The following is a 21,666-nucleotide window of genomic DNA, read 5'->3' as shown; positions in this document are numbered from 1 at the left end:
AGCCGCAGCCCCCGGTCGATAATCATTTGCCATGCACCCCGACATGCGCGCGTGATGCTTCCCCACTAACAATTTCCACAAATAACCACAGTAACGCCCGACCTCGGCGCTCTTTAACTGGCCGGTAATAAATGCTACCTATAATTGCCAAGCATAAAAAAAGGGGCTCTGTTTTTCTGGAGAAAAGCTCCTCCGTAGGCTCCTTTACAACTCAATGAAAAAAAATTCCAAATGAAAGATATGAATCTGGATCAGCTCGCTTCCGTTCCCGAAAGAAAACGGCGAGAAATATTGAAATCAATGCTTGCCATGTCCGTAGCCGGGGTGAGTACGATTTTGCAAGGCTGCGGAAGCGGGGGTTCGAGTTTCTCCGACACCAGCGGAACGGGATCCCCGGGTGGAACAACGCCCCCCGCCGGAACGACACCCCCGAGTGGAACAATATCCCCGCCGCCCGCGGTCAAGACCATATCAAGTTTTTCAATCCCTATTTTGCCCGATACGCAATTTTATCCGCGGTATGCCTCTGAGAAAATGGGCGAGTTATATCAGAAGCTCTACAAGACAATTAATCCGCTGTACAGCAATCCGTTTAAAACTCAGACGCAGTGGATTGCTGCACATAGTGCTGATCTGAAAATTCCATTCACGATTCATCTCGGCGACGTGGTAGATCAGTCGTGGTACTACACGGCAGAAGGTTCATCGCCGTGGACGGCTAGTACAAATCTGGTGGCAAATGGGCAATTGAATAGCGATCAGGTCAACAAGGAGTGGGAGCTGGCAAGCCAAGCCATGCAAGTCCTCGAAATGGCCAAGTGTCCCTATTCGATCTGCGCCGGCAATCACGACGTCGGTGCGATTGGCCATGACATGCAATGGGGGCCGGATTGGGGCATTGGCGTTACGGGCTTTAACAACGACGATGGCTACCAGGACGGCGGCAACCATCGATCAGGCATCTTCCAGCCGTATCTGCAAGTATTCCCGACGGAACGAGCCAAGCAGCAAGCCACATTCGGCGGCAGGCATTCATCCGGATTCCATGAGTACCATATCTTCAGCGCGGAAGGTAACAAATTCCTCGTGCTCTCCCTGTCCTGGAGAGCCTCCGATGACGCTCTCGCGTGGGCAAACCAGGTTATAGCGAGCAACAGCACGATCCCGGTTATCCTGGTAAATCATCAACTGATGGGCATTGGCAGCGATGGCACTACCGCGGCCGACACCGCCTACTCGAATTATCTGTGGGACAAACTCATAAAAAACAACGACCAGATTTTCATGGCGGTCAGCGGCCATTATCACGGGTCGTGCACGAAAATCAAACAGAACGCCGTTGGTAACGACGTCATCTTAATGGTGGTCGATTATCAGATGGCATACATGGGCGGCAACGGCTTGCTGCGGCTGTACGATTTTGATCTCACCAATAACAAAATAACTGCCAGTTCATTTTCCCCATGGGTTCCTGTCAAGCCGTCGAGCGCACTTAACCAGTTTGATGTGGCGTGGCTAACAGATGCCAATCAAAATTTTTCTCTGGATTTTCAATTCGCCAAGAGATTTTCATCTTTCAATAAAAATTTCATTACCCCGGCCGGCACGTCAACTCAGGCGCTGACCGACATAGCGAAGTCCTTGATCCTGACAAACTACAACCAGGCGCCGCAAAAAGCTGTTGTACCGCCGACCGGCAGCGACGACTATCCCAAAGTGCCTAATACACTCGCGCACTGGCGGTTTTTCAATTCAGCGGCGGCCGAAGGCGATGCTTTTCCATATCAGGCGGGACAGAAAATCAAAGATGCGTCAGCCGCCGGCGCCAACCCGATTTCTCTGCACACCGAACTTGGCATGGCGGGAGATCTGATCTGGTCGAAGGATCACCATCCGTTGTCGGCGGCCCCAGGAAGCCTGCGTTTTCTCAACTCCACGGGCACCAGAGCCTCCTACTTTACAACCGATCCGAACTCCTCTCTTAATATCGAACCGTTCGCGAACGGATATACAGTCGAAGCATTCATCAAGATTGATCCCGGCTTCGACGCTAGCGTAAATGGATGGATGGGCATCCTGTATCGTCTCGGCCCCCGCTCAGAACTCGCCGGCTTTGCTTCAGACGATGGAGATTGTTGCCTGATGTTCGCTTTGTCGAACTTGATGGAGATTCAGTGGGAAATCGTGCCGGTCGATCAAAACACAAACCTGACATGCTGGTCCGGCAGCGTCTCTGCAGGACAATGGCTGCACATCGCCATCGTTAACAACCCGAGCGACTCGTATTCCACCACCATGTATGTGGAAGGAGCGCCGGTCCTCCGCAACAACTCCGGCATGAATGGAGTCCGCAATGTCAAAGCTGCGGATCAGATGGCGATCGGTTGCGGGCAATGGGCGGGAGGCATGGCAACCGGATTCTTGGGCAGCTTGGGGGAAATGCGGATTGTCGGCGCCCCGCTGACTTCGGATAAGTGGCTTACCGCGCGGGCTGGCTAAGGTTGTCGATCTTGCAAATACAGTTGTGAAATGATTAGATGGCTCAAGCTTGTTGCTGCCCATCCATGACAGGTGCCTGTTCAGGCACCTGTCATGTCGCTTGTCATGGGCGCCGCCTGGCGCTCAAGATTCTGCATCATCGCCCGCAGCCTTGAACAGTTCATCAAGTGGATTAGGTTTCTTTTGGGTCCGCGCGACACCTCGCCGGCCTGTAAATTCTTCTTCTATGTTGTCGCGGTAATAGCTCCAAGCCGCACCCGAGGTCGACAACCGCCGCCAGACTTCATTGCCGACACCTGAATAATCTATGACGCTGCCATCGTCGAGCTCGACCCGCAGCGTACGCTCGCGCGGCTCATATCCGATGGCGCGCAATTTTCCGACATTGATCCGCTTCATCTCCATGACAGCCCCCTATGTATTTCTATTCAAACTGAACTGCCATTTTCCCAGGCAGCGGCACGTTCAGCCATTTTTGCACGATCGCGTTCAATTCATTGCTCTTCTTTGCCTGGCTCAGCGCTGCGTTCACCTTTGCCATCAGCGCCGGCTCTTCCTTGAGCAGGCCGACATAACAGGCCGATTCCTGGATGATGTATTTCATTTGCGGTTTGTTGCTGGCCGCTTTCCCCGCCAGCGCAACGGCAACAAAATCGCCGGTGCCGACCAGCTGCACCTGGCCCGCCAGGTAGGCAGCGATCATGCCGTTGTTATCCTCATAGCGCTTGATCACGGCGCTGGGCGGCGCGGTTTCGGTCAGCTGGCTGTCCTGGAACGTGCCGCGGGCGACGCCGATGGTTTTTCCAGCCAAGTCCGCGGGGCCAGAGACTTTCAGACTGGCGGGACCGAAGACGCTGTTGTTATAGGGGGAATATGGCTGCGAAAAGGCGATGACTTTTTCCCGTTCGGCATTCTTGCCCAATGTGGAAATCGCCAGGTCGGCCTTGCGTGTTTGCAGATAGGCGATGCGGTTGGCGCTCGTGACCGGCACCAGCTCCAGTTTCAATCCCATGTTCTTGGCGATCAGCGTTGCAACGTCGATATCCAGTCCCTGCAGCTTCATGTCCGAGGTGACCGACCCGAACGGCGCAAAATCCTGCGGCACGGCGATGCGCAGGACGCCGCGCTTCTGGATGTCAGCCAGCGCATCGGCCTGCGCATTTTGCACTGCCATGAAGCACAGGGCGAGGCACAGCAGCAACAGTTTTGCAAATCTCATCAGGTCACCCGTACGAAGATGTTTATCTAAGGCCATCCCGATGCTTGCTGCACCGGAATCAGCGGATATGCCACATTATTTAAACAATAAACTTAGGCAATAAACATGCCATGGCGCGAGGTAAAATCCGATCCAGTCCATCCAATAGCCTGGAATGGAACGGACTGCCGTTGACGTACACTACCACGCTATCATTTTATTTTTCCTGAGCCATGACCATCATTATCAACGAAGACCTCCGCGCCTACATCGATCCGTTGACCGAAGACGAATTCGCTGCGCTGGAACGCAGCCTGCTGGCCGAAGGCTGCCGCGATGCGCTAGTGCTGTGGGGCGATCTCCTGGTGGACGGGCACAACCGCTACGGTATCTGCCAGAAACACGAGATTCCGTTCAACACCATGCAGAACCATACGTTTCAATCGATCGAAGACGTGCACCTGTGGATGATCGACAATCACCTCGGGCGGCGCAGCGTATCGGATTTCCAGCGCGGCGTGCTTGCGCTGCGCAAGAAAGAAATCGTAGCGGCGCGCCAGGAGCAGGCCCAGCAATCGGCCGCGAAGCCGGCCGGAACCGACGCCTCCGCCCAGTCCAGCGGCGAACCGCCATGGACCCGCGAAGCCGTTGCGCGCACCGCGCGGGTGAGCAGCGCGACACTGGGACAAATCGAGAGAATCCAGAAAACGGCCGCGCCTGAACTGGTGGGCGCGGTAAAGTCGGGCCTGATTTCCATCAATGCCGCGGCTGCCGTAGCGTCCTTGCCCAGCGAGAAGCAGGTAGCGGCGGTTGCCGGCGGCAAGAAGGAACTGCGCCAGGCGGCAAGGCAGGTACGCGAAGCCCGGCTGCCGCCCAAGCCCGAACAAGACCCGCCGCCGGACGACGCCACGCCCGAACAGATCGAGATCCACCGCCTGCTGCAGCAGGTGGTTGAACTCACCCAGGAACGCCATCAGCTGAAAAAGAAAGTGCAGCACTTGACCATTGCGCTTGCGGAGGCGCGCGGCGGACAATAGTTCGCTGCGCATACTGTCGATCTAGGTCGCCGCAAGGAATTGGCCAGGAAAAATTGGGCGCATCAATATATCGGTCTGTGGTTAAAACAATTGATATATCAAAGGACGGCCGCCGGCTGCGGCGTCGGCCCATTCCCCGGGCTGCGCTGCAGGCGCCACAGCAGCATCAGCGCCACCAGCGATGTGCCGACCACCACGTAGCCGACCGTGTCGAAATGCTGCAACTTGCCATCCGCCCCGAGCGTGACGATGTGGCCGGCGACGACGGAGGCGATGCCGCCCGACAGCTGCTGGATCGACGCGCTGATGGCGTTGAAGGAGCCGCGCTGGGTAGTTGCCGGCACCGACGATACCAGTGCCTGGAACGGAATCATGCGCGAGAAGATCCCGACGAACATGAAGGCATTGACGACGATAAGCAAAGGCAGGGAGGTCGGTCCGAGGTGCGTGTAGATCAGCACCATGAGGATAGACAGCGCGGTGCCGAGTATGAACACCCGAAATTTACCGAATGTATCGGCGGCCTTGCCGATCATGGGGCCGAAGAAGATGGTGCACAGTCCCGTGACCAGGTAGACCGTGGGCAGGCTGTGCAGGTCGATGCCCAGGTTGCTCACCGCATACGCGCTGCTGAAGGGCATCAGCATGAAGCCGCCGGTGGTCAGCAATGCCGTGGTTGCGAAAGCCATCAGGTAGCGCGGCTCGGTGACCGTATGAAACAGGTGCATCCACGGGCTATGTTCCTGAGGCGCTGCAAGGTGGGCGGTGACCGGCTGCATGCGCCAGGTCACGAACAGTCCGCCGACCACGCCGAGGGCGGCCATCGCCATGAACGGTACATGCCAGTCCCAGCGGTTGGACAGGTACAGCCCGATCGGGATGCCCAGCACCTGGCTTGCGGCGAATGCGGTCTGGATCAGGCCCATCACGCGGCCGCGCATCTGCAGCGGGAACAGGTCGGTCGAGATGGCCAGCACCACCGAACCGATGACGCCGCCGAACAAACCTGTGACGATGCGCGCCAGCAGCAGGCTCTCGAAGCTTTGCGCCAGACCGCACCACAATGTTCCGAGGATGAAGCCGGTATAGAAGAACAGCAGGAGCTTCTTGCGGTCGAAACGGTCGGCGAAACCCGCCGTCAGCAATCCCGACAGGCCGGCGCTGAACGCATAGGCGGAGACCACCAGCCCGAACTGCTTCGGACCGATGGCCAGCGCCGGCATGATCACGGCGCCCAGCGGCGACATCAGCATGAAATCGAGGATGACGGCGAACTGCAGGAATGCCAGCATGCCGACCACAAATTTCTGGTAACGGGAAAACTGCAAAGGCTGCGAGGTGTTGGCTGGCGTCATATGCTGGCTGGGGCACGTTGAAGGGTGATGGCATGTTCGGGACACGCGCTGACGCATAAACCACATGCACGGCACGCATCGGCGTTTGGCGTGTAAGCGACTTTCATGCCGTGCACGCGTAATTTGAATTTCTGTAATGTACCAAGGTTTCGATAATCGCTGTCGTCGATACGCCGGATCTGGAACACGTTTTCCGGACAGACCTCGACGCAATCGCCCTTGCCTTCGCAGCGTTTCAGGCTGACAACCGGGATGATGATCCCCGGTTCCTGCTTGCAGGCGGCCGCGGTTTCAGCCGCGCTCATTCTTCGCTTTTCCGGCAAAACGCCGAGCGGTCTTTGCGGAACTGTTCGCGCTCTTCCGCCGTCATGGCTTGCCATTTTTGCCAGCGCCGGCGGCCATGCCACCCGCCGTGGCCGCGGAATCCACCGAACAGGATCCGGCTGAGCACCAGCAAACCTAGCGCATGCCAATAATCAATCGGGCGGCTGCCGGCGAACAACCCGGGCATTACCAGGTTCCATAACACCATGACAGCGGCGCCAAGCACGGCGGCGACCGCCAGCATCATTAGCAATTTCCAGAGAAATCTCGTTTTCATCTTTCTGCTCCTTACTCAATAACTTACATGTCAAATTCGTCATAAATCGTCTGCAGGCGAGTACGCAGATACAGCACCGCGTAGCGCTTGCGCGCCAACAGGGTGTTTACGGCGACACCGCTTTGCGAGGCCATTTCCTTGAAACTGAGTCCTTCGAGTTCGTGCCCGATGAACACATCGCGCTGGTTTGCCGGCAGTGCATCGAGGGCTTGCTGCAGTTCCGCCAGCAATGCCGACCTGGCGTGCACAGCCTCCGGACCGTCGGGCGCCGGCAGCACAAGGTCGAGCCGGTACTCGCCGTCCGGGTCGTCCGGATCGTCGCTCGTCTCGTTTACCGACAGTTCTTTCTTCTTGCGGAAGCGGTCAATGATGCGATTGCGCGCAACACGGAACAGCCACGCACTCGCTTGTTCGATCGGAGCGGGAAGGCGATAGGCCTGGACGAATTCCTGGAATACATCCTGCAGGATGTCGTCCGCTTCGTCCTGGTCGCGCACCCGGCGCAGGATAAAATTCCCGAGCCTGGCGCGCTCGCGCAAGACGGTCGCAGTGATGTCTCGGTCCTGGTCGTTCATCGGCTGCGGGCTGTTCGGCGGGCTCATACCAATGAAGACGTTTCACAATTGGGAATATTGTGGCGGGGGTGAAAAAAATTCTCAGGCGATCGCGGCATAGGAGCCGGTGCCGTCCGGCCAGGGCGTCAGCAGCTCAAAGCCGTCGGCCGTCACCGCAACCATGTGCTCCCACTGTGCAGACAAGGAGTGATCCCGGGTGACCACGGTCCAGCCGTCGGCCAGTTCTTTGGTTTCACGCTTGCCGGCATTGAGCATCGGTTCGATGGTAAACACCATGCCGGGCTCCAGGCGCAGGCCTTCGCCCCGGTTACCATAGTGCAGCACCTGCAAGTCTTCGTGGTAGATCTGGCCGATGCCGTGTCCGCAGTACTCGCGCACGACGCTGAAGCGCTCGCGGTGGGCCACGGTCTGGATGGCATGTCCGACATCTCCCAGCGTGGCGCCGGGCCGTACTTGCAGGATGCCGGCCCGCATCGCTTCGTAGGTCGTTTCCACCAGCCGGCGCGCCAGCGGGCTGGGCTCGCCGACAAAGTACATGCGGCTGGTGTCGCCGAACCAGCCGTCGGCGATGACAGCCACGTCGATGTTGATGATATCGCCCCTCTTCAAGATCTTCTGCGGCGACGGGATGCCATGGCAAACCACATGGTTGACCGAGACGCATATCGTCTTCGGGAAGCCGTGGTAGCCGATGTTGGCCGGCACCGCTTGCTGCACGTGGACGATGTGGTCATGGCACAGGCGGTCCAGCTCCTCGGTGCTGACGCCGGGTTTCACATGTTCCGCGATCATCCGCAGCACATCGGCAGCCAGGCCGCCGGCGATGCGCGCCTTGGCGATGTCGGCCGCCGACTTCAGGATCGGCCGGCTCACCGCGCGGCCTTTCGCGCTGGCTTCGATACAGCAGGTGCAGCCGCGCTCTCCTGCGTAAAGAACGCCAGGCTTTCGTCGCCGGCCTGCCTGGCGCGCATCAGCAACTGGCAGATCTCGCCGTGGCACAGCTCAGGATGCAGTTCGGACAACATGCCGATGCGCATCCAGTGTTCAGCCTGGGCATTGATGGATCGGCTCAGCGCATCGCTTGCGGTGCGCAGGTTGTCATGCATTAGATCGGAAATTTTGACGATGCCCATGGCTGCTTTCTTTTATACGGTTTATATACGTTTCGTATATTATCATAAATGGCGGTTTATCCTGAACTGCGCAAATTGTTCAAAAAAACCGGCGAAAAATGGCCCTTTTTCCAGTATCAAATGGCAATATCGGTAGGGTCGGCCACAAGCTGACAAAACCCTTGCTGCAGACGAATCGAAACTGAGGACATTAATGGCAATAAAATCCACCTTGACCTGTCTCTGGGTCTCACTGCTTGCGGCCGGCGCAGCCACCACGACGCTTGCCGCGCCCGCAGCCGCACCATCGCCGGCCGCGGCTCCAGCCCCCAATTCCACCTCCGGCTACAACCAGCCGCCCAAAGCAATCCTGGACGTCATGCGTGCGCCATCGCCGCCGGTGCCGGTGGTGAGCCCGACGCGAGACCGGATGCTGCTGGTGTCCTGGCAGGACTATCCGTCGATTGCGCGGGTGGCGACGCCTTTCCTGCGCCTGGCGGGCGTGCGCGTAGAACCCGGGAACCACAGCAAGCACGATACACCGGGCGGCTACGGCATCACTCCCTGCGCCAGGAGCTTTGACCTGGTACATATCGCCGATGGAGCGCAAACTCACATAACGCTGCCCGCAGATGCCTGCCCGGGCAAGCCGCTGTGGAGCGCCGACGGTAAACGTTTTGCTTTTGAAAATGTCACCAAGGACTCGGTCGACCTCTGGATTGGCGACGCCAGCAGCGGCGCCGTACGCCGGGTTCCAGGCGCACGCCTGAATCCAATGCTGGAAGACCAGATGCAATGGATGCCCGACCAGAAAACGCTGTTGGTCAAGCTGGTCCCCCAGCGCATGGGTCCACCGCCGCCTGAGCCGACCATCCCCGATGGCCCCAGCATCCAGGAATCGAACGGCAGCAAAGGACAGAGCAGCACCTACGAAAACCGCGACACGCTGAACAACAAGCACGACGAAGACCTGTTCGATTACTACGCTGCTTCGCAGCTGGCGCTGGTTGACGCCGCCGGCGCGACCGTCACGCCGGTCGGCACGCCGGGCCGCTATGAGTCGCTGGGACCGGCGCCGGATGGGCGGCATCTGCTGGTTACCTCGATCCGCAAACCCTATTCCTACGTCACGACCTTTGACCGTTTTCCGCAGGAAGTGGAAGTATGGGATATCGCCAAGCGGCAGAACATAGCGGTGCAGCATATCGCCTCGCTGCCATTGGCGGACCGGGTCCCGATCGGCGGCGTTCCGCTCGGCCCGCGCGACTTTGCCTGGCGCGCCACCGAACCGGCGACGCTGGTCTGGGCTGAAGCGCTGGACGGCGGCGACTGGAAAACCAAGGTGCCTGCGCGCGACAAGCTGATGCTGCAGAAGGCGCCGTTCACTTCGGCGCCGCTGGAAATCACCCGCACCGAACAGCGTTATATGGGTATCTCCTGGACCGAGCAGCCTGGCCTGGCGCTGCTGCACGAATACGATCGCAACCGCCACTGGCGCCGTAGTTTCCTGGTCAATCTCGACGATCCGCAGCAGCCGCAGCGCTTGCTGTGGGACCTGTCGACCGACGAGAAATATGCAAATCCGGGGGTTCCTGTGAAGCGCCAGCTGCCGAACGGTTCCTGGGTGCTGCGCCAGGAAGGGGATGCGATTTTCCTGAGCGGCGTTGGCTCATCGCCGGATGGCGACCGCCCTTTCCTTGACAAGCTCGACCTGAAGACGCTGAAATCGGAACGCCTGTTCCGCAGCGACAAGACTTCCTACGAGCAGTTCCTGGGCTTCGCCGGAGCCGATGCGCATACCTTCCTGACCTGGCGCCAGTCGGTGATCGATCCGCCTAACGCATTTCTGCGCACCCTCGGCGCTCCGGTCGACGCCGCAGCCGGGGAAGCGGCCTTTGCTTCGAACAGCGCCGCCGTTACCCGCATCCCCGATCCGACGCCAGTGGTGCGGGAAATCAAGAAACGCCTGGTCAAATACAAGCGCGCGGACGGCCTCGATTTGTCGTTCACCTTGTACACCCCGCCCGGCTACCAGGAAGGCACACGCGTGCCAACTATCCTGTATGCCTACCCGCTCGATTACGCCGATGCCTCGAAGGCCGGCCAGACCACGGGCTCGCAAGAAACCTTCACTAGGCTGCGGCAGTACCGGCTGCTGCTGCTTGCCGGCTACGCCATCATCGATAACGCGGCGTTCCCGATCGTCGGCGATCCGAAAAAAGCCTACGACACCTACATGGAGCAGCTGGTGGCGGACGCCAAGGCCGCGGTTGACGAATCGGTGCGGCTGGGCGTGGCCGATCCCGACCGCATCGGCGTCACCGGACACAGCCATGGCGCGCTGATGACAGCCAACCTGCTGGCCCACTCCGACCTGTTCCGGGCCGGCGTCGCCACCAGCGGCTCTTATAACAAGACGCTGACGCCGTTCGGTTTCCAGAGCGAGCAGCGCTCGGTATGGGAAGCGCAGGATGTCTACCTGAAGGTGTCGCCATTCTTCTTCGCCGACAAGATGAAGACGCCTATCCTCATCGTGCATGGCGCGGACGACGCCAATCCGGGCACCACGCCGCTGCAAGCCAGCAAGCTGTACGAGGCGATCCGCGGCAACGGCGGCACTACGCGCCTGGTGTTGCTGCCGCATGAACCGCACTGGTACGCGGCGATGGAATCGAACGAGCAGCTGGTGTATGAAATGCTGCGCTGGTTCGACAGCTATGTGAAGAACGCGCCGCCGCGGACGGAGCCTGCGCCACGTTAACGATCGCGCTCGGATAGAGCGACAGGACGCAAAAACGCCAACCGTCGGTTGGCGTTTTTTTTCGGGGCTAAAAAATGCCTTACAGGTTGTCGCTCAGGAAAGTCAGGGAATTGCCATGCGCTTCCGCCGCGGCGCGCTGGTTGTAGCTGGCGCGGTGCGAACAGTTGAAGCCGTGTTCGGCGCCCGGGTAGATGTGGACCTCGACTTCATCATTGTCTTCAAAACGCTCGGCGATGCTCTGCACGGCAGCCATCGGAATGTGGCTGTCGGCGCCGCCGAAATGCATCAGCAGCGGCACATTGATGTCGCCGGCGCGTTGCAGCTGGTTCTGGATGCCGCCGCCGTAATACGCGATTGCCGCATCGACCAGGCCATTGGCCGCGGTGTTATACGCCAGCATGCCGCCGAAGCAATAACCGATGACGGCCAGCTTGCCGTCCAGTTCCGGCCGGGCCTTGAGGGCAGCCACGGTCAGCGCGATATCCGATTGCGCCTTGGCGAAGTCGGTGGCTTGCATCAGCTCGACCGCGCGTTTCCAGCCGGCCTCGTCGTAAACCAGTTCAATATGGGCGCCGCTGCGCCAGAACAGGTCCGGCACCAATACGACGTAGCCGTCGGCCGCATATTGTTCGGCGACCGAGCGGATGTGTTCGTTGACGCCGAAAATTTCCTGCAGCAGTACGATGCCGGGACCCTTGCCGGTGTGCGGGATGGCCAGATAGGCGCCGAAGGTGCCGTCATCGGCCTTGACGTCGATCCATTGGGTAGTAACGCTCATGATAGTTCCTGTGAGAAATAGGTGTCGGGTGTTGTAGAGAGGTCAAGCCTGCAGCAGCTGGAATTATCTGTATTGGGGGAGGTCTGCATCAGGACAAGTCAATGCCAGACAAGATGCTACCAGATGCCGGCGCAACGGGTTTGCACGCTCGAAATATGCGTCAAGGCCCAGCTGGTACACGCCGCGCTATAGATATAACCGACGTACTGGTCGACGTCGCCGATTGTCACATTGCTCTGGGATTGCGCTTTGCGCGCATGGCATGGCGGAGTCGATCAAGGCCCCGGCCGAGGAATAGCTTTTTTTGCACGTTATCTACTGATATTTTTTATAGGTTAGGCCGTACGACGCAACTTTCCTCGTCCTGCCGGCATCCGTATGCGGATGCCGGCTGAATTCATCATCACAAAAACGTCATGCAAACCAGGCAGGTATCCACAGCGAAAACCCCGGCACAAAAGTGACCAGCAACAGAGTGACCAGGAGCGCCAGGTAAAACGGCCAAATGGTGCGCATGATTTCCCCCATGCGGATGCCGCCGATGGTGCAGCCGATGATCTGCGCCGCGCCGATCGGCGGCGCATTCAGTCCCAGCGAGCAGTTGATCAGCAACATCATGCCGAACTGCACCGGCCCCATGCCGAAGTGCTCGCAGATCGGCAGGAAAATCGGCGTGCAGATCAGGATATGCGCAGCCATGTCGAGAAACGTGCCGAACAGCAGCAAGGCCAGGTTGATGAGCAGGAAAATCACGATCGGGTTGGTGCTGACCGCCATCAGCGCGTCGCCCACCGTATCGGCCACGCTGTAGAGGCTGATCAGGTAGCCGAACGCCGATGAGATGCTGATCAGCATCAGGATCACGCCGGTAGTCTTGACCGACTTGACCGCGGCCTTCAGAAAATCGGCCCAGCTCAGGCTGCGGTACACCAGGGTAGTGAGGATCAGCGCATAAAACACGGCGATGGCGGCCGACTCGGTCGCGGTAAATACCCCCGAAGTGATGCCGGCAATGATGATGATCACGACCATCAGCCCCGGCACCGCGCGCAGGATGCTGCGCAGCGCCACCGACCAGCCGAGGAAGGTGCCGGCGGGATAGCCGCGGTGGACCGCCACCAGGTAGGCCACGGTAAGGTTGGCCAGGGTCAGGATCAGCGCCGGCAGCAGTCCCGCCAGGATCAGGGTGGTGATCGATACGCCGCCGCCGGCGACCAGGGCGTAGATGATGATGTTGTGCGAGGTCGGCATCAGCACCCCCACCAGCGACGAGTGGGTGGTGACGTTGACCGCATAGTCGGTATCGTAGTTCTCGCGCTTCATCATCGGGATCATGACCGCGCCCATGGCGGATATGTCCGCCACCGGCGATCCCGAGACGCCGCCGAACAAGGTGCATGCCAGCACATTGGTCATGCCCAGCCCGCCGCGGATGTGGCCGACCACGCCGCGCGCGCACTGGATGATGCGGTCGGCGATGCCGCCGTACAGCATCAGCTCGCCGGCGAAGATGAAGAAAGGAATGGTGAGGAAGGAAAATACGCTCATGCCGGCTGTCATCCGCTGGAAAATCACGGCGATCGGCAAGCCTTCGTAAAATATGGTGGCGATCGCCGACAGGCCGATCGAAAACGAAATCGGTACGCCGATCAGCAACAGCACCAGGAAACTGAGCGACAGCAGAGTTAATGCCATGATGGAACGACCCTTGTACGTTGCAGCAATGCGATGATGTGCTCAATCGAGAACAGGACGATCAGGGTGCCGGACAGCATCAGCGGCCAGTAGGTCAAGCCCTGTGAAACTCCGAGGTTGGGAATCATGTAGTCGATGATCTGGCGGCCGAGGATCCAGCCGTTCCAGATCATCAGCACCGCAAACAGGATGACCAGCAGGTGGATGAAAATCTTCAGCGGCACTCTTACCTTCGGCGGCAACGCGCCGGTCAGCAGTTCGACGCCCATGTGGCGGTCGTCGCGCACGCAGACGGCGACGCCGATATTGGTCACATACAGCACCATGAGCAAGGCCAGCGCCTCGGTCCAGGAGGGGCTGTTGTTGAGCACGTAGCGGCCGAAAATCTGGCCGAAGACGGCAATCGCAATCAGCACCAGGCCGAGCACCGCCAGCCGCATGCACATCAGCGACAGCCAGGCATTGCATCGGGTAAGAAACGTAAACGGCGGCAACAAGGCGATAGGCAGCTTGTCGTCAATTGCCTCGCCTGCTTTATTGACATGTGTCATGAGCGGTTCCTTGACAGGGAAGAAGAGGCGACCTTATTTGGTTTCCTGGATGCGCTTGAGCATGTCTTTCATGGCCGGCGTGGTCACGAATTTGGCGTAGACCGGGGCCATGCTGGCCTGGAACTCCGCCTTGTTGGCCGCCGTGATGTGCACCCCGGCCTTTTCGACAATGGCGCGCGAGGAGATTTCTTTCTCGTCCCACAGCTTGCGCATGTATGGCACCGACGCCTTGGCTGTTTGGCGGATCATTTTCTGGTCGTCGGCCGACAGCTTGTCGTAGATCACTTTCGACATCAACAGGATTTCCGGCGTCATGTCATGCTCGTCCAGCAGCACGTAGGGCGCTATCTCGAAATGGTGCGCGGTCTGGTAGGTAGGCCAGTTGTTTTCGGCGCCATCGACGATGCCGCTCTTGATCCCGGTGTAGACCTCGGACGTCGCCATCGGCGTCGCATTGGCGTGCAGCGCCTGCAGCATCGCCACCGACAGCTCGGACTGCGGGACGCGGATCTTCATGCCCTTCAGGTCCGCCAGGTTCTTGATCTGCTTTTTTGTGTAGAAAAAACGCGCGCCCGAATCGTAGAACGCCAGGCCGACCAGGCCGTGTGATTCGCAGGCACGCAGGATTTCATCGCCGATCGGCCCGTCCAGCACGTGCCGCATGTGTTCCTTGTCGCGGAACACGAACGGCAAGGAAGGTAGCATCGTTTCCGGGCAGATGGCGTTGAGCACGCTGGCGTGGGTGCGGGTGAATTCAATCGCTCCCAGCTTTACCTGCTCCACGGTATCCGGCTCGCTGCCCAGCTGGCTGTTGGGATAGACCTTGATGCTGTATTTGCCCTTGCTGCCCTGCTTGAGCAGGTCAGACATGTAGTTGACGGCCGCCACCGTCGGGTAATCGGCCGGCTGCACATCGGCGTCGCGGAATTCCCTGGCGACAGCGGACGGCGCGCACAGCGGCAGCGACAGCGCGCCGGCCATGCAGAGCATGGATAGGTATTTCTTCATTTTTCTGTCTCCTGGTTTCTATTTGTTTACAAAAAATCGTTGCGTGATTTATAAAAATCGCGGCGCCCCGCTACCTCGCCGCTCAGGTCTGGAATGCCGTCTCAGGCATGCCGGCCACGCCAGGGCGCAACGTCACTGTCGCACCGGCCCATTGATCGTCTGCCGCCAGGCCGGCGCTGATGGAGGTCACCAGCAAGGTATCCAGGCCGGCGCCGCCAAACGCGCACATCGCGGGTTTTGTCATCGGCAGGTCGATCTTCCGGTCCAGTTTTCCTTCGGGAGTAAAACGCAGGACACAGCTGCCGTCGTTGCCGCATATCCAGTAACAGCCGTCGATATCGACCGCCGCGCCGTCCGGCCTGCCGGGATGCTGGTGCATGTCGATGAAAATCCGCTGGGCGCTGGGGATGCCGTCGTCGATGTCGTAGTCGTAGGCCCAGACCAGCTGGCGCGATGCGTGCGAATCGGAGAGATACATGGTGCGGCCGTCAGGCGACCAGGCCAGGCCGTTCGAGACGATCAGCTTGGACACCATCGGCAACGACAGGCCTTGTGGGGTGTAGCGATACAGATGGCCGTCGGCGCGCGCCGCCGCCATGTCGAGGAACATGGTGCCGCTCCAGAAACGCCCCTGGCGGTCGCAGCGGCCGTCATTGAAACGCATGCCTTCGCGCAGGCCGGCAGGGCTTGCCAGCTTTTCCGCCACCGCGGCTTGGGCCTGGCCCAGCCGCAGGCTGAAAATCCCGGTTTCCATCCCGGCAACCAGGCCGCCGCTGTCTTTCAGTGCAATGCAGCCGACCATTTCCGGCAGCGTCCAGCTGCGCGCCGAACCGGATCCGGCATGCCAGCGCCAGACCGTCCTGGCCGGAATGTCGACCCAGTACCAGGCGCCTTCTTCCGCGCTCCACAGCGGGCTTTCGCCCACGGCGCAGCGCAGGTCGCCGAGACGCTCGAGTTTGACCGTCGTTTTATCGATACTCACCTTGTCTCCTGTTTTTGGCAGAACCAGCGCTTGAGACTGCCTGGCGTCACCGCATGCGCTGCAGGTCTTGGCCGGTTTGCGCAACTGATTTTTTGTTATCAGTCATCCTACAACTTGATTCGCAGTATAAGCAGCAAAAAATAATTTAGCAACCGGATTTATTTCCCATAGGTACACATCTTCGAAGGCAGTGCTCAGGCGGGGATTTTTCATTCCCATACAGTTGTATGACGACTGACAATAAATGATTTGAGATAATAGGATATCGATGCGCAATACAGCATCCGACCGGCAGATGGCGTCGATGCCCGTAGTACCCGATCCTTCATAATGCTGTTTTGAAATCCAACGGAAAAGTCATGTAGGTGTGCGAATTCATGCCCTTGTTGGGAATCCACCTGTCGTTGCGGCCCTTGTTCCAGGCGGCGGTGCCGGTGTTCAGGTCATGCGGCACATCCGACAGCCACTGCGCCGAGGCGGTGCTGGAGTTCAGGCGCCACGGCGTGTACAGGACGCCGGCGCCGCCAGCACTTGCTGGACAGCGGGAGGCAGCATGGATGCACCCATCGCCGCTACAGAATTTTTGAGGAATTTCCTAGGACTTGAGTGCGCCATGTTGTTTCCATAGAGTAAGAATGGCCCGACTCCATACATGAAATATTACGCAACGGTGACGCCCGGGTGAAGCCTCGATGACAGTCGAAGGAACAGAACAGCCGTTGCCGATCGGCGTCCGGTTCGGACAGCTGATCGAAGGCGCTTATATCGATTTACTGGCGCATCGCGAGTTACTGCCGATGCTAACCCGTCTTGAGCGTTTGCAGGCTCCTGATCCGCGCCATCGCCTGATGATCCGAGGTAGCGGCATCTATCATCGCCGCCACATCGGCTTTCAAGGCTGTGCGTGAAGCCGCTTCCAGGTAGATCATGTGGCCGGACGGATAGAATTTCGCACTCAGATTCTTGCGCACGGCGGCATCGACCAGCGGCATTTTCTGCAGGTCCATCACGGTCTGGTAGAACGGCGTGACAAAATCGTAGTAGCCGTTGGCGGACAGCACCTTCAGGTCGACGTTCAGGCTCATGGTCGCAGCCAGGTCGCCGGCCGTGTACAGGATGACGTCGCCCTTGGCGTCTATGCCTTTTTGCGCGCCAGTCGGATCGATGTGGCTGAAATCCCAGTTCTGGAACGCCTTGTCGTTGAGGTCGGTAAACGCCGAATTCGAGGTGAACTTCAAGCCGTCGTTCAGGTAATTGTTCCACATCGCGGTGTAGACCCCCGCTACCGCCGTCATGCTGGGATCGTTGCCGCCCGCATTCGGCGAGATGTCGGCGGCGATGCCGCTGTCGACGCCGGTCACGCGGCCATCATAAGAACCCAGCGCCAGCCCCTGGCTTTGCAGCAGGCTGATCAGGAACAGCGTCCTGCCGTGGCTGTCGCCTGCGGTGATGTCGAGTCCCCAGGCCGTCAGGGTGGTCTGGTCGATGCCGGTGAAGTCACTCAGCTTTTTCAGCGTCGCCGGATCGGCCTTGGGAAATTTCTCCAGCGCCTTGGCGTAATCGCTGCGCGCAAACAGCGCTGCGCTCTCCATCAGCGTCGGCAGGTCGGCCGGCGGCGGCGTCAGCCGGGTTTTCTTGTGATACCAGGCGTCAGCCACCGCCGTCGGCAGCGCGCCGATCGGATTGCCGGCCTGGGAGTAATCGAGGATCGACGATTGCAGCGTGATGCCGTTCAAGTCCACGCCATCTTCATGCAGCAGATACGACAGCACGGCGCTGCGCGGCGTGCCGTACGATTCGCCGAACAGGAATTTCGGCGAATTCCAGCGGTCGTTGGCGGTCAGGTAGCGCTTGATGAATTGTGTGATTGAGCGCGCATCCTGGTCGACGCCCCAGAAATCCTTGTTCTTGAACGGTGCGATGGCGGCGGAATAACCGGTGCCGACCGGATTGATGAATACCAGGTCGCTCTTGTCGAGCAAGCTGTCCGGATTGTCTTCCAGGGTATAGGGAGGCGGCGGCGTGAAGCCCGGCATGGAGGTCTTGATGCGCTTGGGCGCAAACGAACCCAGCAATACAAATACCGATGACGAACCCGGCCCGCCGTTATAGAAGAACGTGAGCGGGCGGGTATTCAAGTCCTGGCCGTCGACGGTGAACGCCACGTAGAATATTTTTGCAGCGGGCTGCGAACTGCCGGCATCGACCGCCACCAGGTGGCCGGCGGTCGCCGTGTACTGATAGGCGCGCTTGCCTATCGTCGTACCGTGATGGGTGATCGCTGCATTTTCGCTGGCCTCGGCCACCGAATCGCCGGGCCCGGTGCCGTAGGCGGTAGGATCGAAACAAGGCTGGTCGCCAGCTGCGCCGGCGGCGCGGACTGATGCATGGTTGCTGCTCATGATCCCTCCTTCTTGGAAGCGTCGACCGCCGCTACAGTACGCTTGCCAGTTTCTTGCCGTCCGGGCTGCCCAGCCCGGTGCAGGCATCCCAGCCCGGCGCCGCGGCGTAATAACCGTTGTTGCCTTGCGTGACATCGCGGAAGGCGGCCTGCTGCCGGTACAGCTGCGGATTGACGAACCCGACCGCGCTGCCCTTGGCCGCCGCCTTGGCTGCATTAATGCGCGCCAGCAGCGCCGCCCACAGCGGCGCCACGGCGCTGGTGCCGCCGACTACTGCATCGGTGCCGTCGATATACACCTGGTAGCCGGTAACCGGATCGGCGTTGCCGGCCACGTCCGGCACGCCACGCTTGGCCAGCGGCTGGCGCTTGCCGTCGCTGCCGGTCAGCACCAGGCTCTGCTGCCAGGCCGGCAGCGCAAACACCGCGCTGGCACCGCCACCGCCGGCGCCGCCTTGGGCGCCGCCGTTCCACACTACTTCGCTCTCGATTACCTGGCCGGACGCTTGCAGGCGGGTGCCGCCGCATGCCAGCACATACGGGCTGGATGCCGGAAAGTCGACATGGTTGCCGCCGGCCACGCCATCGCTGGAGCCGCTGTCGCCGGAGGCGACGCACACCGTCACGCCCATCGCAGCGGCAGCCTGCAGCGCCGCATTAAAAGCCTGCATGGCTTGCTGCGTCCAGCGCGGTTCGGCGCTGCCCCAGCTGATCGAGACGATGGACGGCTTGTTGGTATTGTCATGCACCGCGCTGTTGAGGGCGTTAAGGAAACCGGCATCGGTATTGGTCGAAAAATACACCACCAGATGCGCTTCCGGCGCCAGCGCGCCGGCGATCTGGATATCCAGCACCACTTCGCCGTCGGCGCCGTTGGCATCACCGCTGGGCTGGTTGCCCGGGCCGTTCACAGCGATCGCGGTGATCTTCGGCAGCGCAATGCCCAGTTTTGAAAAATAGGCTTGCTGGTCGGCTTCGCGGTAACCGCCGCCCAGTTCGATGATGGCTATGCACTGGCCTGCGCCGAGGTTGTCGGGAAAATCGTATAGCGACGAAAACTGGGTAGGCAGGAAGGAAGCGGTGGCGGCATTACGCGGTGCGAAGCGGATCGGCGGCTGCAGGCGGAACAGCGGGCGCGCCTGCGGGCGGTTGTCGAGGCCGACTACCGCCGTCACGATATCCTGCAGCTCGGCCGGGATGTGGACCGCGCCGGTGCGGCCGCGATAGTTGCCGAGGTGCGATTCGTAGCGCTGCAGGTCGACATCGAATACCTGGTTGAACTGCGCCACGGTGCCCTTCAGGGTGACCGTGGCGCAAGCCGCATCTTCGTGCACCACCTGCAAGCCGTGGTCTTGTGCAAATGCAGTGATCCTGGCCACGTCTTGCGGCGAGGCGGAAAATTTGCGGGCAAACTCTTCGCGTGAAAGATGCGCCTGAGCCGCTTCGCCTGTGCATTGCTTGTCGACGATATCGCACAGTTCCTGGCTTGCGTTGCGGCGCAAGACGATCGTCACTTCGAGCTGTTCGGCGGGAGCGGCGCTGCCGACGATTTTGGCGTCGAAAGGAGCACTGCGTTCGCTGCCGGGGAGGGGGATTTTTGCCATGACCGTGGAACTCCGTTTCTGAAACAGATACAGGACGAACAGAAAGCACCGCCGCCATCTTCCTGCCGACGACAGCGTCACGTCTGTTTCAAGTCTGACCGATGCACAGGACGACAGTTCCTTTCTGCATAGAAATATTCTACAGCGAATCGCCGTTTGCCATTTTGCGACGGCCAATTTGCAGCGATGCTAGTTCCGCAGTTTCCTCAGTTTCGGATGAAGCAGCATGAGCATGGCGAACAGCGACAGCAGCAGGCCGCCGTACATGAACAACCGGGACGGCGTCACGTACAGGATCAGGTAACCCGCAAGCAGCGCCGACAGCGGCGCAATCGTGATCAGGACCAGCATCAGTATGCTGAGCACCCGGCCGTGCAGCTCGGTCGGGATCCGGCGCTGTATCCAGGTGAACAATCCTACCTGCACGTAGCCGGCGCCCACGCCGACCGCCAGCATCAGCGCCAGGCCCACTTCCAGGACATGGGTGAATCCCATGCCGAACACGGCCAGGCCGGCCAGGCCGTCGATCACGCAGACCGCGACGCCAAGATGGACCACTTTCCGGGCGCGCAGGCCGGAAAACACGATGCCGATCAGCTGCCCCAGGCCGTTGGCGGCAATCAGTATCCCGAACGCCGAGGCGCCGCCGCCCAGCTGGCGATCCACCCAGAGCGGCAACCCGACCTGCACCGGCCCTGCCAGCAGCAAGGTGACGACTGCCCAGTAACCGATCAGCGTCCTCAGCACGCCGTCGGACCACAGCCATTTTGCGGCTGGAACGATGGAGGCAAGCAGCGCCGCCTGATGCTCCGGCGCCGGTTGCGCACGCGGCTGCAAGCGCGGTACGGTGACTGTGGCGATCAGGAAACAGCACGCATTCAGCAAGAAAACCAATCCCAGTCCATCCGTCGACGCCGCCAGCAATCCGGCCAGCAGCGGCCCGCCCAGCAGCGAGACCTGGGTGATGCCCATCAATATTGCGTTAGCCGGCTGCAATTGCCGCGGGTCGATCAGCCTCGGCAGTATGGCGACCCTGGCCGGAATCGCAAAAGCGCCCGCCAGTCCCATCCCGCAGGCAAACAGATACATCATCCACAGCGCCAGCAAGTCATACATCAGCATCACGCCGACTCCTGCCAGCAACACCATGCCGCCGGCCGAGGCGCATATCAGCACGGTGCGCGGCGAGTGCCGGTCGACCAGCACGCCGGCCACCACCAGGAACAGGATTTTCGGCAGCGCCATCACCGCCACGGCGGTGCCCAGGGCCAGGCTGTCATTGCTCAGTTTCAGCACCAGCCAGGGCAATGCCACCGTGGTCAGCTGCTCCCCCAGGAATGCAGCGAAACAACCCAGCATCAGCAGCAGGAAACCGCGATGCATGAGTATCGGCGGCAACCCTGCCTGGCTGGCGGGAACCGCGGTTTCTGCTGCTAGTTCTTCGGTCATCTCGGTCATGGCGGGAGCTTGTGTTTTGGAATCCGGCGTGGCTTGGGGGAGGAAAAGCCG

General features: G+C 60.1%; 20 protein-coding genes. 4 read left to right on the top strand and 16 right to left on the bottom strand.

The features are described from left to right. Positions 1-231: 231 nt before the first annotated feature. Complete coding sequence (locus CFU_RS01405; protein WP_014004262.1) at positions 232-2,499, top strand: LamG-like jellyroll fold domain-containing protein; 2,268 nt, start codon at positions 232-234, stop codon at positions 2,497-2,499. A 123-nt stretch (positions 2,500-2,622) separates the two neighbouring features. Here CFU_RS01405 and CFU_RS01400 read toward each other — a convergent pair whose 3' ends face one another. Together CFU_RS01400 and CFU_RS01395 are read right to left on the bottom strand one after the other, a co-directional pair. Further along, positions 2,623-2,904, bottom strand: coding sequence for a KTSC domain-containing protein (locus tag CFU_RS01400; RefSeq protein ID WP_041741060.1), 282 nt, complete (start codon positions 2,902-2,904; stop codon positions 2,623-2,625). Between the two features lie 19 nt (positions 2,905-2,923). Then, positions 2,924-3,718 (bottom strand): transporter substrate-binding domain-containing protein, encoded by a 795-nt coding sequence (locus CFU_RS01395; protein WP_041741059.1) that lies wholly within the window; start codon positions 3,716-3,718, stop codon positions 2,924-2,926. 212 nt (positions 3,719-3,930) lie between these two features. On the opposite strand from CFU_RS01395, the gene CFU_RS01390 reads away from it, so the two are divergent. Next, entirely contained in the window at positions 3,931-4,734 is an 804-nt protein-coding gene (locus CFU_RS01390) for a hypothetical protein (protein WP_014004260.1), read from the top strand. Positions 4,735-4,832: 98 nt separating this feature from the next. On the opposite strand, the gene CFU_RS01385 is transcribed toward CFU_RS01390, so the two are convergent. From CFU_RS01385 to CFU_RS01360, 6 genes are read right to left on the bottom strand one after another with little or no spacing between them, the layout of a single operon-like run. Beyond that, the gene (locus CFU_RS01385) at positions 4,833-6,089 is read right to left on the bottom strand and encodes an MFS transporter (RefSeq protein ID WP_050808444.1); all 1,257 of its coding nucleotides are present in this window, start codon (positions 6,087-6,089) and stop codon (positions 4,833-4,835) included. Next, positions 6,086-6,394, bottom strand: a complete 309-nt coding sequence (locus CFU_RS24295) for a 4Fe-4S dicluster domain-containing protein (RefSeq protein WP_041741058.1) — start codon at positions 6,392-6,394, stop codon at positions 6,086-6,088. The genes CFU_RS01385 and CFU_RS24295 overlap by 4 nt, the downstream gene beginning before the upstream one ends. Beyond that, positions 6,391-6,690, bottom strand: coding sequence for a hypothetical protein (locus CFU_RS01375; RefSeq protein ID WP_014004258.1), 300 nt, complete (start codon positions 6,688-6,690; stop codon positions 6,391-6,393). Before CFU_RS01375 ends, CFU_RS24295 begins: the two co-directional genes overlap by 4 nt. Positions 6,691-6,713: 23 nt before the next feature. Continuing rightward, the gene (locus tag CFU_RS01370; protein ID WP_014004257.1) at positions 6,714-7,292 is read right to left on the bottom strand and encodes an RNA polymerase sigma factor; all 579 of its coding nucleotides are present in this window, start codon (positions 7,290-7,292) and stop codon (positions 6,714-6,716) included. Positions 7,293-7,346: 54 nt separating this feature from the next. Beyond that, complete coding sequence (map, locus tag CFU_RS01365) at positions 7,347-8,138, bottom strand: type I methionyl aminopeptidase (protein WP_041741057.1); 792 nt, start codon at positions 8,136-8,138, stop codon at positions 7,347-7,349. Further along, a complete protein-coding gene (locus tag CFU_RS01360; RefSeq protein ID WP_014004255.1) occupies positions 8,135-8,398 on the bottom strand; it encodes a ParD-like family protein in 264 nt (87 codons plus the stop codon). Before CFU_RS01360 ends, map begins: the two co-directional genes overlap by 4 nt. Positions 8,399-8,591: 193 nt before the next feature. Here CFU_RS01360 and CFU_RS01355 point away from each other — a divergent pair, with 193 nt between their 5' ends. Then, positions 8,592-11,138 (top strand): S9 family peptidase, encoded by a 2,547-nt coding sequence (locus CFU_RS01355; RefSeq protein ID WP_014004254.1) that lies wholly within the window; start codon positions 8,592-8,594, stop codon positions 11,136-11,138. 79 nt (positions 11,139-11,217) lie between these two features. On the opposite strand, the gene CFU_RS01350 is transcribed toward CFU_RS01355, so the two are convergent. The 5 genes from CFU_RS01350 to CFU_RS01330 form a co-directional block, all read right to left on the bottom strand. Then, on the bottom strand, positions 11,218-11,916 hold the full coding sequence (locus tag CFU_RS01350; protein WP_014004253.1) for a dienelactone hydrolase family protein: 699 nt from the start codon (positions 11,914-11,916) through the stop codon (positions 11,218-11,220). Positions 11,917-12,330: 414 nt separating this feature from the next. Beyond that, entirely contained in the window at positions 12,331-13,611 is a 1,281-nt protein-coding gene (locus CFU_RS01345; protein WP_014004251.1) for a TRAP transporter large permease, read from the bottom strand. After that, a complete protein-coding gene (locus tag CFU_RS01340; protein WP_014004250.1) occupies positions 13,602-14,162 on the bottom strand; it encodes a TRAP transporter small permease in 561 nt (186 codons plus the stop codon). Before CFU_RS01340 ends, CFU_RS01345 begins: the two co-directional genes overlap by 10 nt. 33 nt (positions 14,163-14,195) lie before the next feature. Then, entirely contained in the window at positions 14,196-15,170 is a 975-nt protein-coding gene (locus CFU_RS01335) for a TRAP transporter substrate-binding protein (protein WP_014004249.1), read from the bottom strand. Between the two features lie 82 nt (positions 15,171-15,252). Continuing rightward, a complete protein-coding gene (locus CFU_RS01330) occupies positions 15,253-16,152 on the bottom strand; it encodes an SMP-30/gluconolactonase/LRE family protein (protein ID WP_238531384.1) in 900 nt (299 codons plus the stop codon). A 377-nt stretch (positions 16,153-16,529) separates the two neighbouring features. Between CFU_RS01330 and CFU_RS24290 the strand changes: the two genes are divergently transcribed. Next, on the top strand, positions 16,530-16,739 hold the full coding sequence (locus tag CFU_RS24290; RefSeq protein WP_148264737.1) for a hypothetical protein: 210 nt from the start codon (positions 16,530-16,532) through the stop codon (positions 16,737-16,739). 213 nt (positions 16,740-16,952) lie between these two features. On the opposite strand, the gene CFU_RS01325 is transcribed toward CFU_RS24290, so the two are convergent. The 3 genes from CFU_RS01325 to CFU_RS01315 all read right to left on the bottom strand — a co-directional run bounded on the left by CFU_RS01325 (position 16,953) and on the right by CFU_RS01315 (position 21,615). Further along, positions 16,953-18,554 carry a S10 family peptidase gene (locus tag CFU_RS01325; RefSeq protein ID WP_148264735.1) on the bottom strand — a complete coding sequence of 534 codons (1,602 nt, stop codon included), beginning with the start codon at positions 18,552-18,554 and terminating at the stop codon, positions 16,953-16,955. 31 nt (positions 18,555-18,585) lie between these two features. After that, positions 18,586-20,157 (bottom strand): S53 family peptidase, encoded by a 1,572-nt coding sequence (locus CFU_RS01320; protein ID WP_041741056.1) that lies wholly within the window; start codon positions 20,155-20,157, stop codon positions 18,586-18,588. A gap of 189 nt (positions 20,158-20,346) precedes the next feature. After that, a complete protein-coding gene (locus CFU_RS01315; RefSeq protein ID WP_050808443.1) occupies positions 20,347-21,615 on the bottom strand; it encodes an MFS transporter in 1,269 nt (422 codons plus the stop codon). Positions 21,616-21,666: the final 51 nt, after the last annotated feature.

Source organism: Collimonas fungivorans Ter331 (genome assembly GCF_000221045.1).
Taxonomy (GTDB): Bacteria; Pseudomonadota; Gammaproteobacteria; order Burkholderiales; family Burkholderiaceae_D; genus Collimonas; species Collimonas fungivorans_A.
The sequence above is the reverse complement of the archived record's forward strand: the minus strand, read 5'-3'. Positions and strand labels throughout refer to the sequence as shown.

Bases quoted from the DNA above. Each gene is read 5' to 3' on its own strand.
- CFU_RS01405 (WP_014004262.1), top strand. From the start codon at position 232: ATGAAAGATATGAATCTGGATCAGCTCGCTTCCGTTCCCGAAAGAAAA.
- CFU_RS01400 (WP_041741060.1), bottom strand. From the start codon at position 2,904: ATGGAGATGAAGCGGATCAATGTCGGAAAATTGCGCGCCATCGGATAT.
- CFU_RS01395 (WP_041741059.1), bottom strand. From the start codon at position 3,718: ATGAGATTTGCAAAACTGTTGCTGCTGTGCCTCGCCCTGTGCTTCATG.
- CFU_RS01390 (WP_014004260.1), top strand. From the start codon at position 3,931: ATGACCATCATTATCAACGAAGACCTCCGCGCCTACATCGATCCGTTG.
- CFU_RS01385 (WP_050808444.1), bottom strand. From the start codon at position 6,089: ATGACGCCAGCCAACACCTCGCAGCCTTTGCAGTTTTCCCGTTACCAG.
- CFU_RS24295 (WP_041741058.1), bottom strand. From the start codon at position 6,394: ATGAGCGCGGCTGAAACCGCGGCCGCCTGCAAGCAGGAACCGGGGATC.
- CFU_RS01375 (WP_014004258.1), bottom strand. From the start codon at position 6,690: ATGAAAACGAGATTTCTCTGGAAATTGCTAATGATGCTGGCGGTCGCC.
- CFU_RS01370 (WP_014004257.1), bottom strand. From the start codon at position 7,292: ATGAGCCCGCCGAACAGCCCGCAGCCGATGAACGACCAGGACCGAGAC.
- CFU_RS01360 (WP_014004255.1), bottom strand. From the start codon at position 8,398: ATGGGCATCGTCAAAATTTCCGATCTAATGCATGACAACCTGCGCACC.
- CFU_RS01355 (WP_014004254.1), top strand. From the start codon at position 8,592: ATGGCAATAAAATCCACCTTGACCTGTCTCTGGGTCTCACTGCTTGCG.
- CFU_RS01350 (WP_014004253.1), bottom strand. From the start codon at position 11,916: ATGAGCGTTACTACCCAATGGATCGACGTCAAGGCCGATGACGGCACC.
- CFU_RS01345 (WP_014004251.1), bottom strand. From the start codon at position 13,611: ATGGCATTAACTCTGCTGTCGCTCAGTTTCCTGGTGCTGTTGCTGATC.
- CFU_RS01340 (WP_014004250.1), bottom strand. From the start codon at position 14,162: ATGACACATGTCAATAAAGCAGGCGAGGCAATTGACGACAAGCTGCCT.
- CFU_RS01335 (WP_014004249.1), bottom strand. From the start codon at position 15,170: ATGAAGAAATACCTATCCATGCTCTGCATGGCCGGCGCGCTGTCGCTG.
- CFU_RS24290 (WP_148264737.1), top strand. From the start codon at position 16,530: ATGCCCTTGTTGGGAATCCACCTGTCGTTGCGGCCCTTGTTCCAGGCG.
- CFU_RS01325 (WP_148264735.1), bottom strand. From the start codon at position 18,554: ATGAGCAGCAACCATGCATCAGTCCGCGCCGCCGGCGCAGCTGGCGAC.
- CFU_RS01320 (WP_041741056.1), bottom strand. From the start codon at position 20,157: ATGGCAAAAATCCCCCTCCCCGGCAGCGAACGCAGTGCTCCTTTCGAC.
- CFU_RS01315 (WP_050808443.1), bottom strand. From the start codon at position 21,615: ATGACCGAGATGACCGAAGAACTAGCAGCAGAAACCGCGGTTCCCGCC.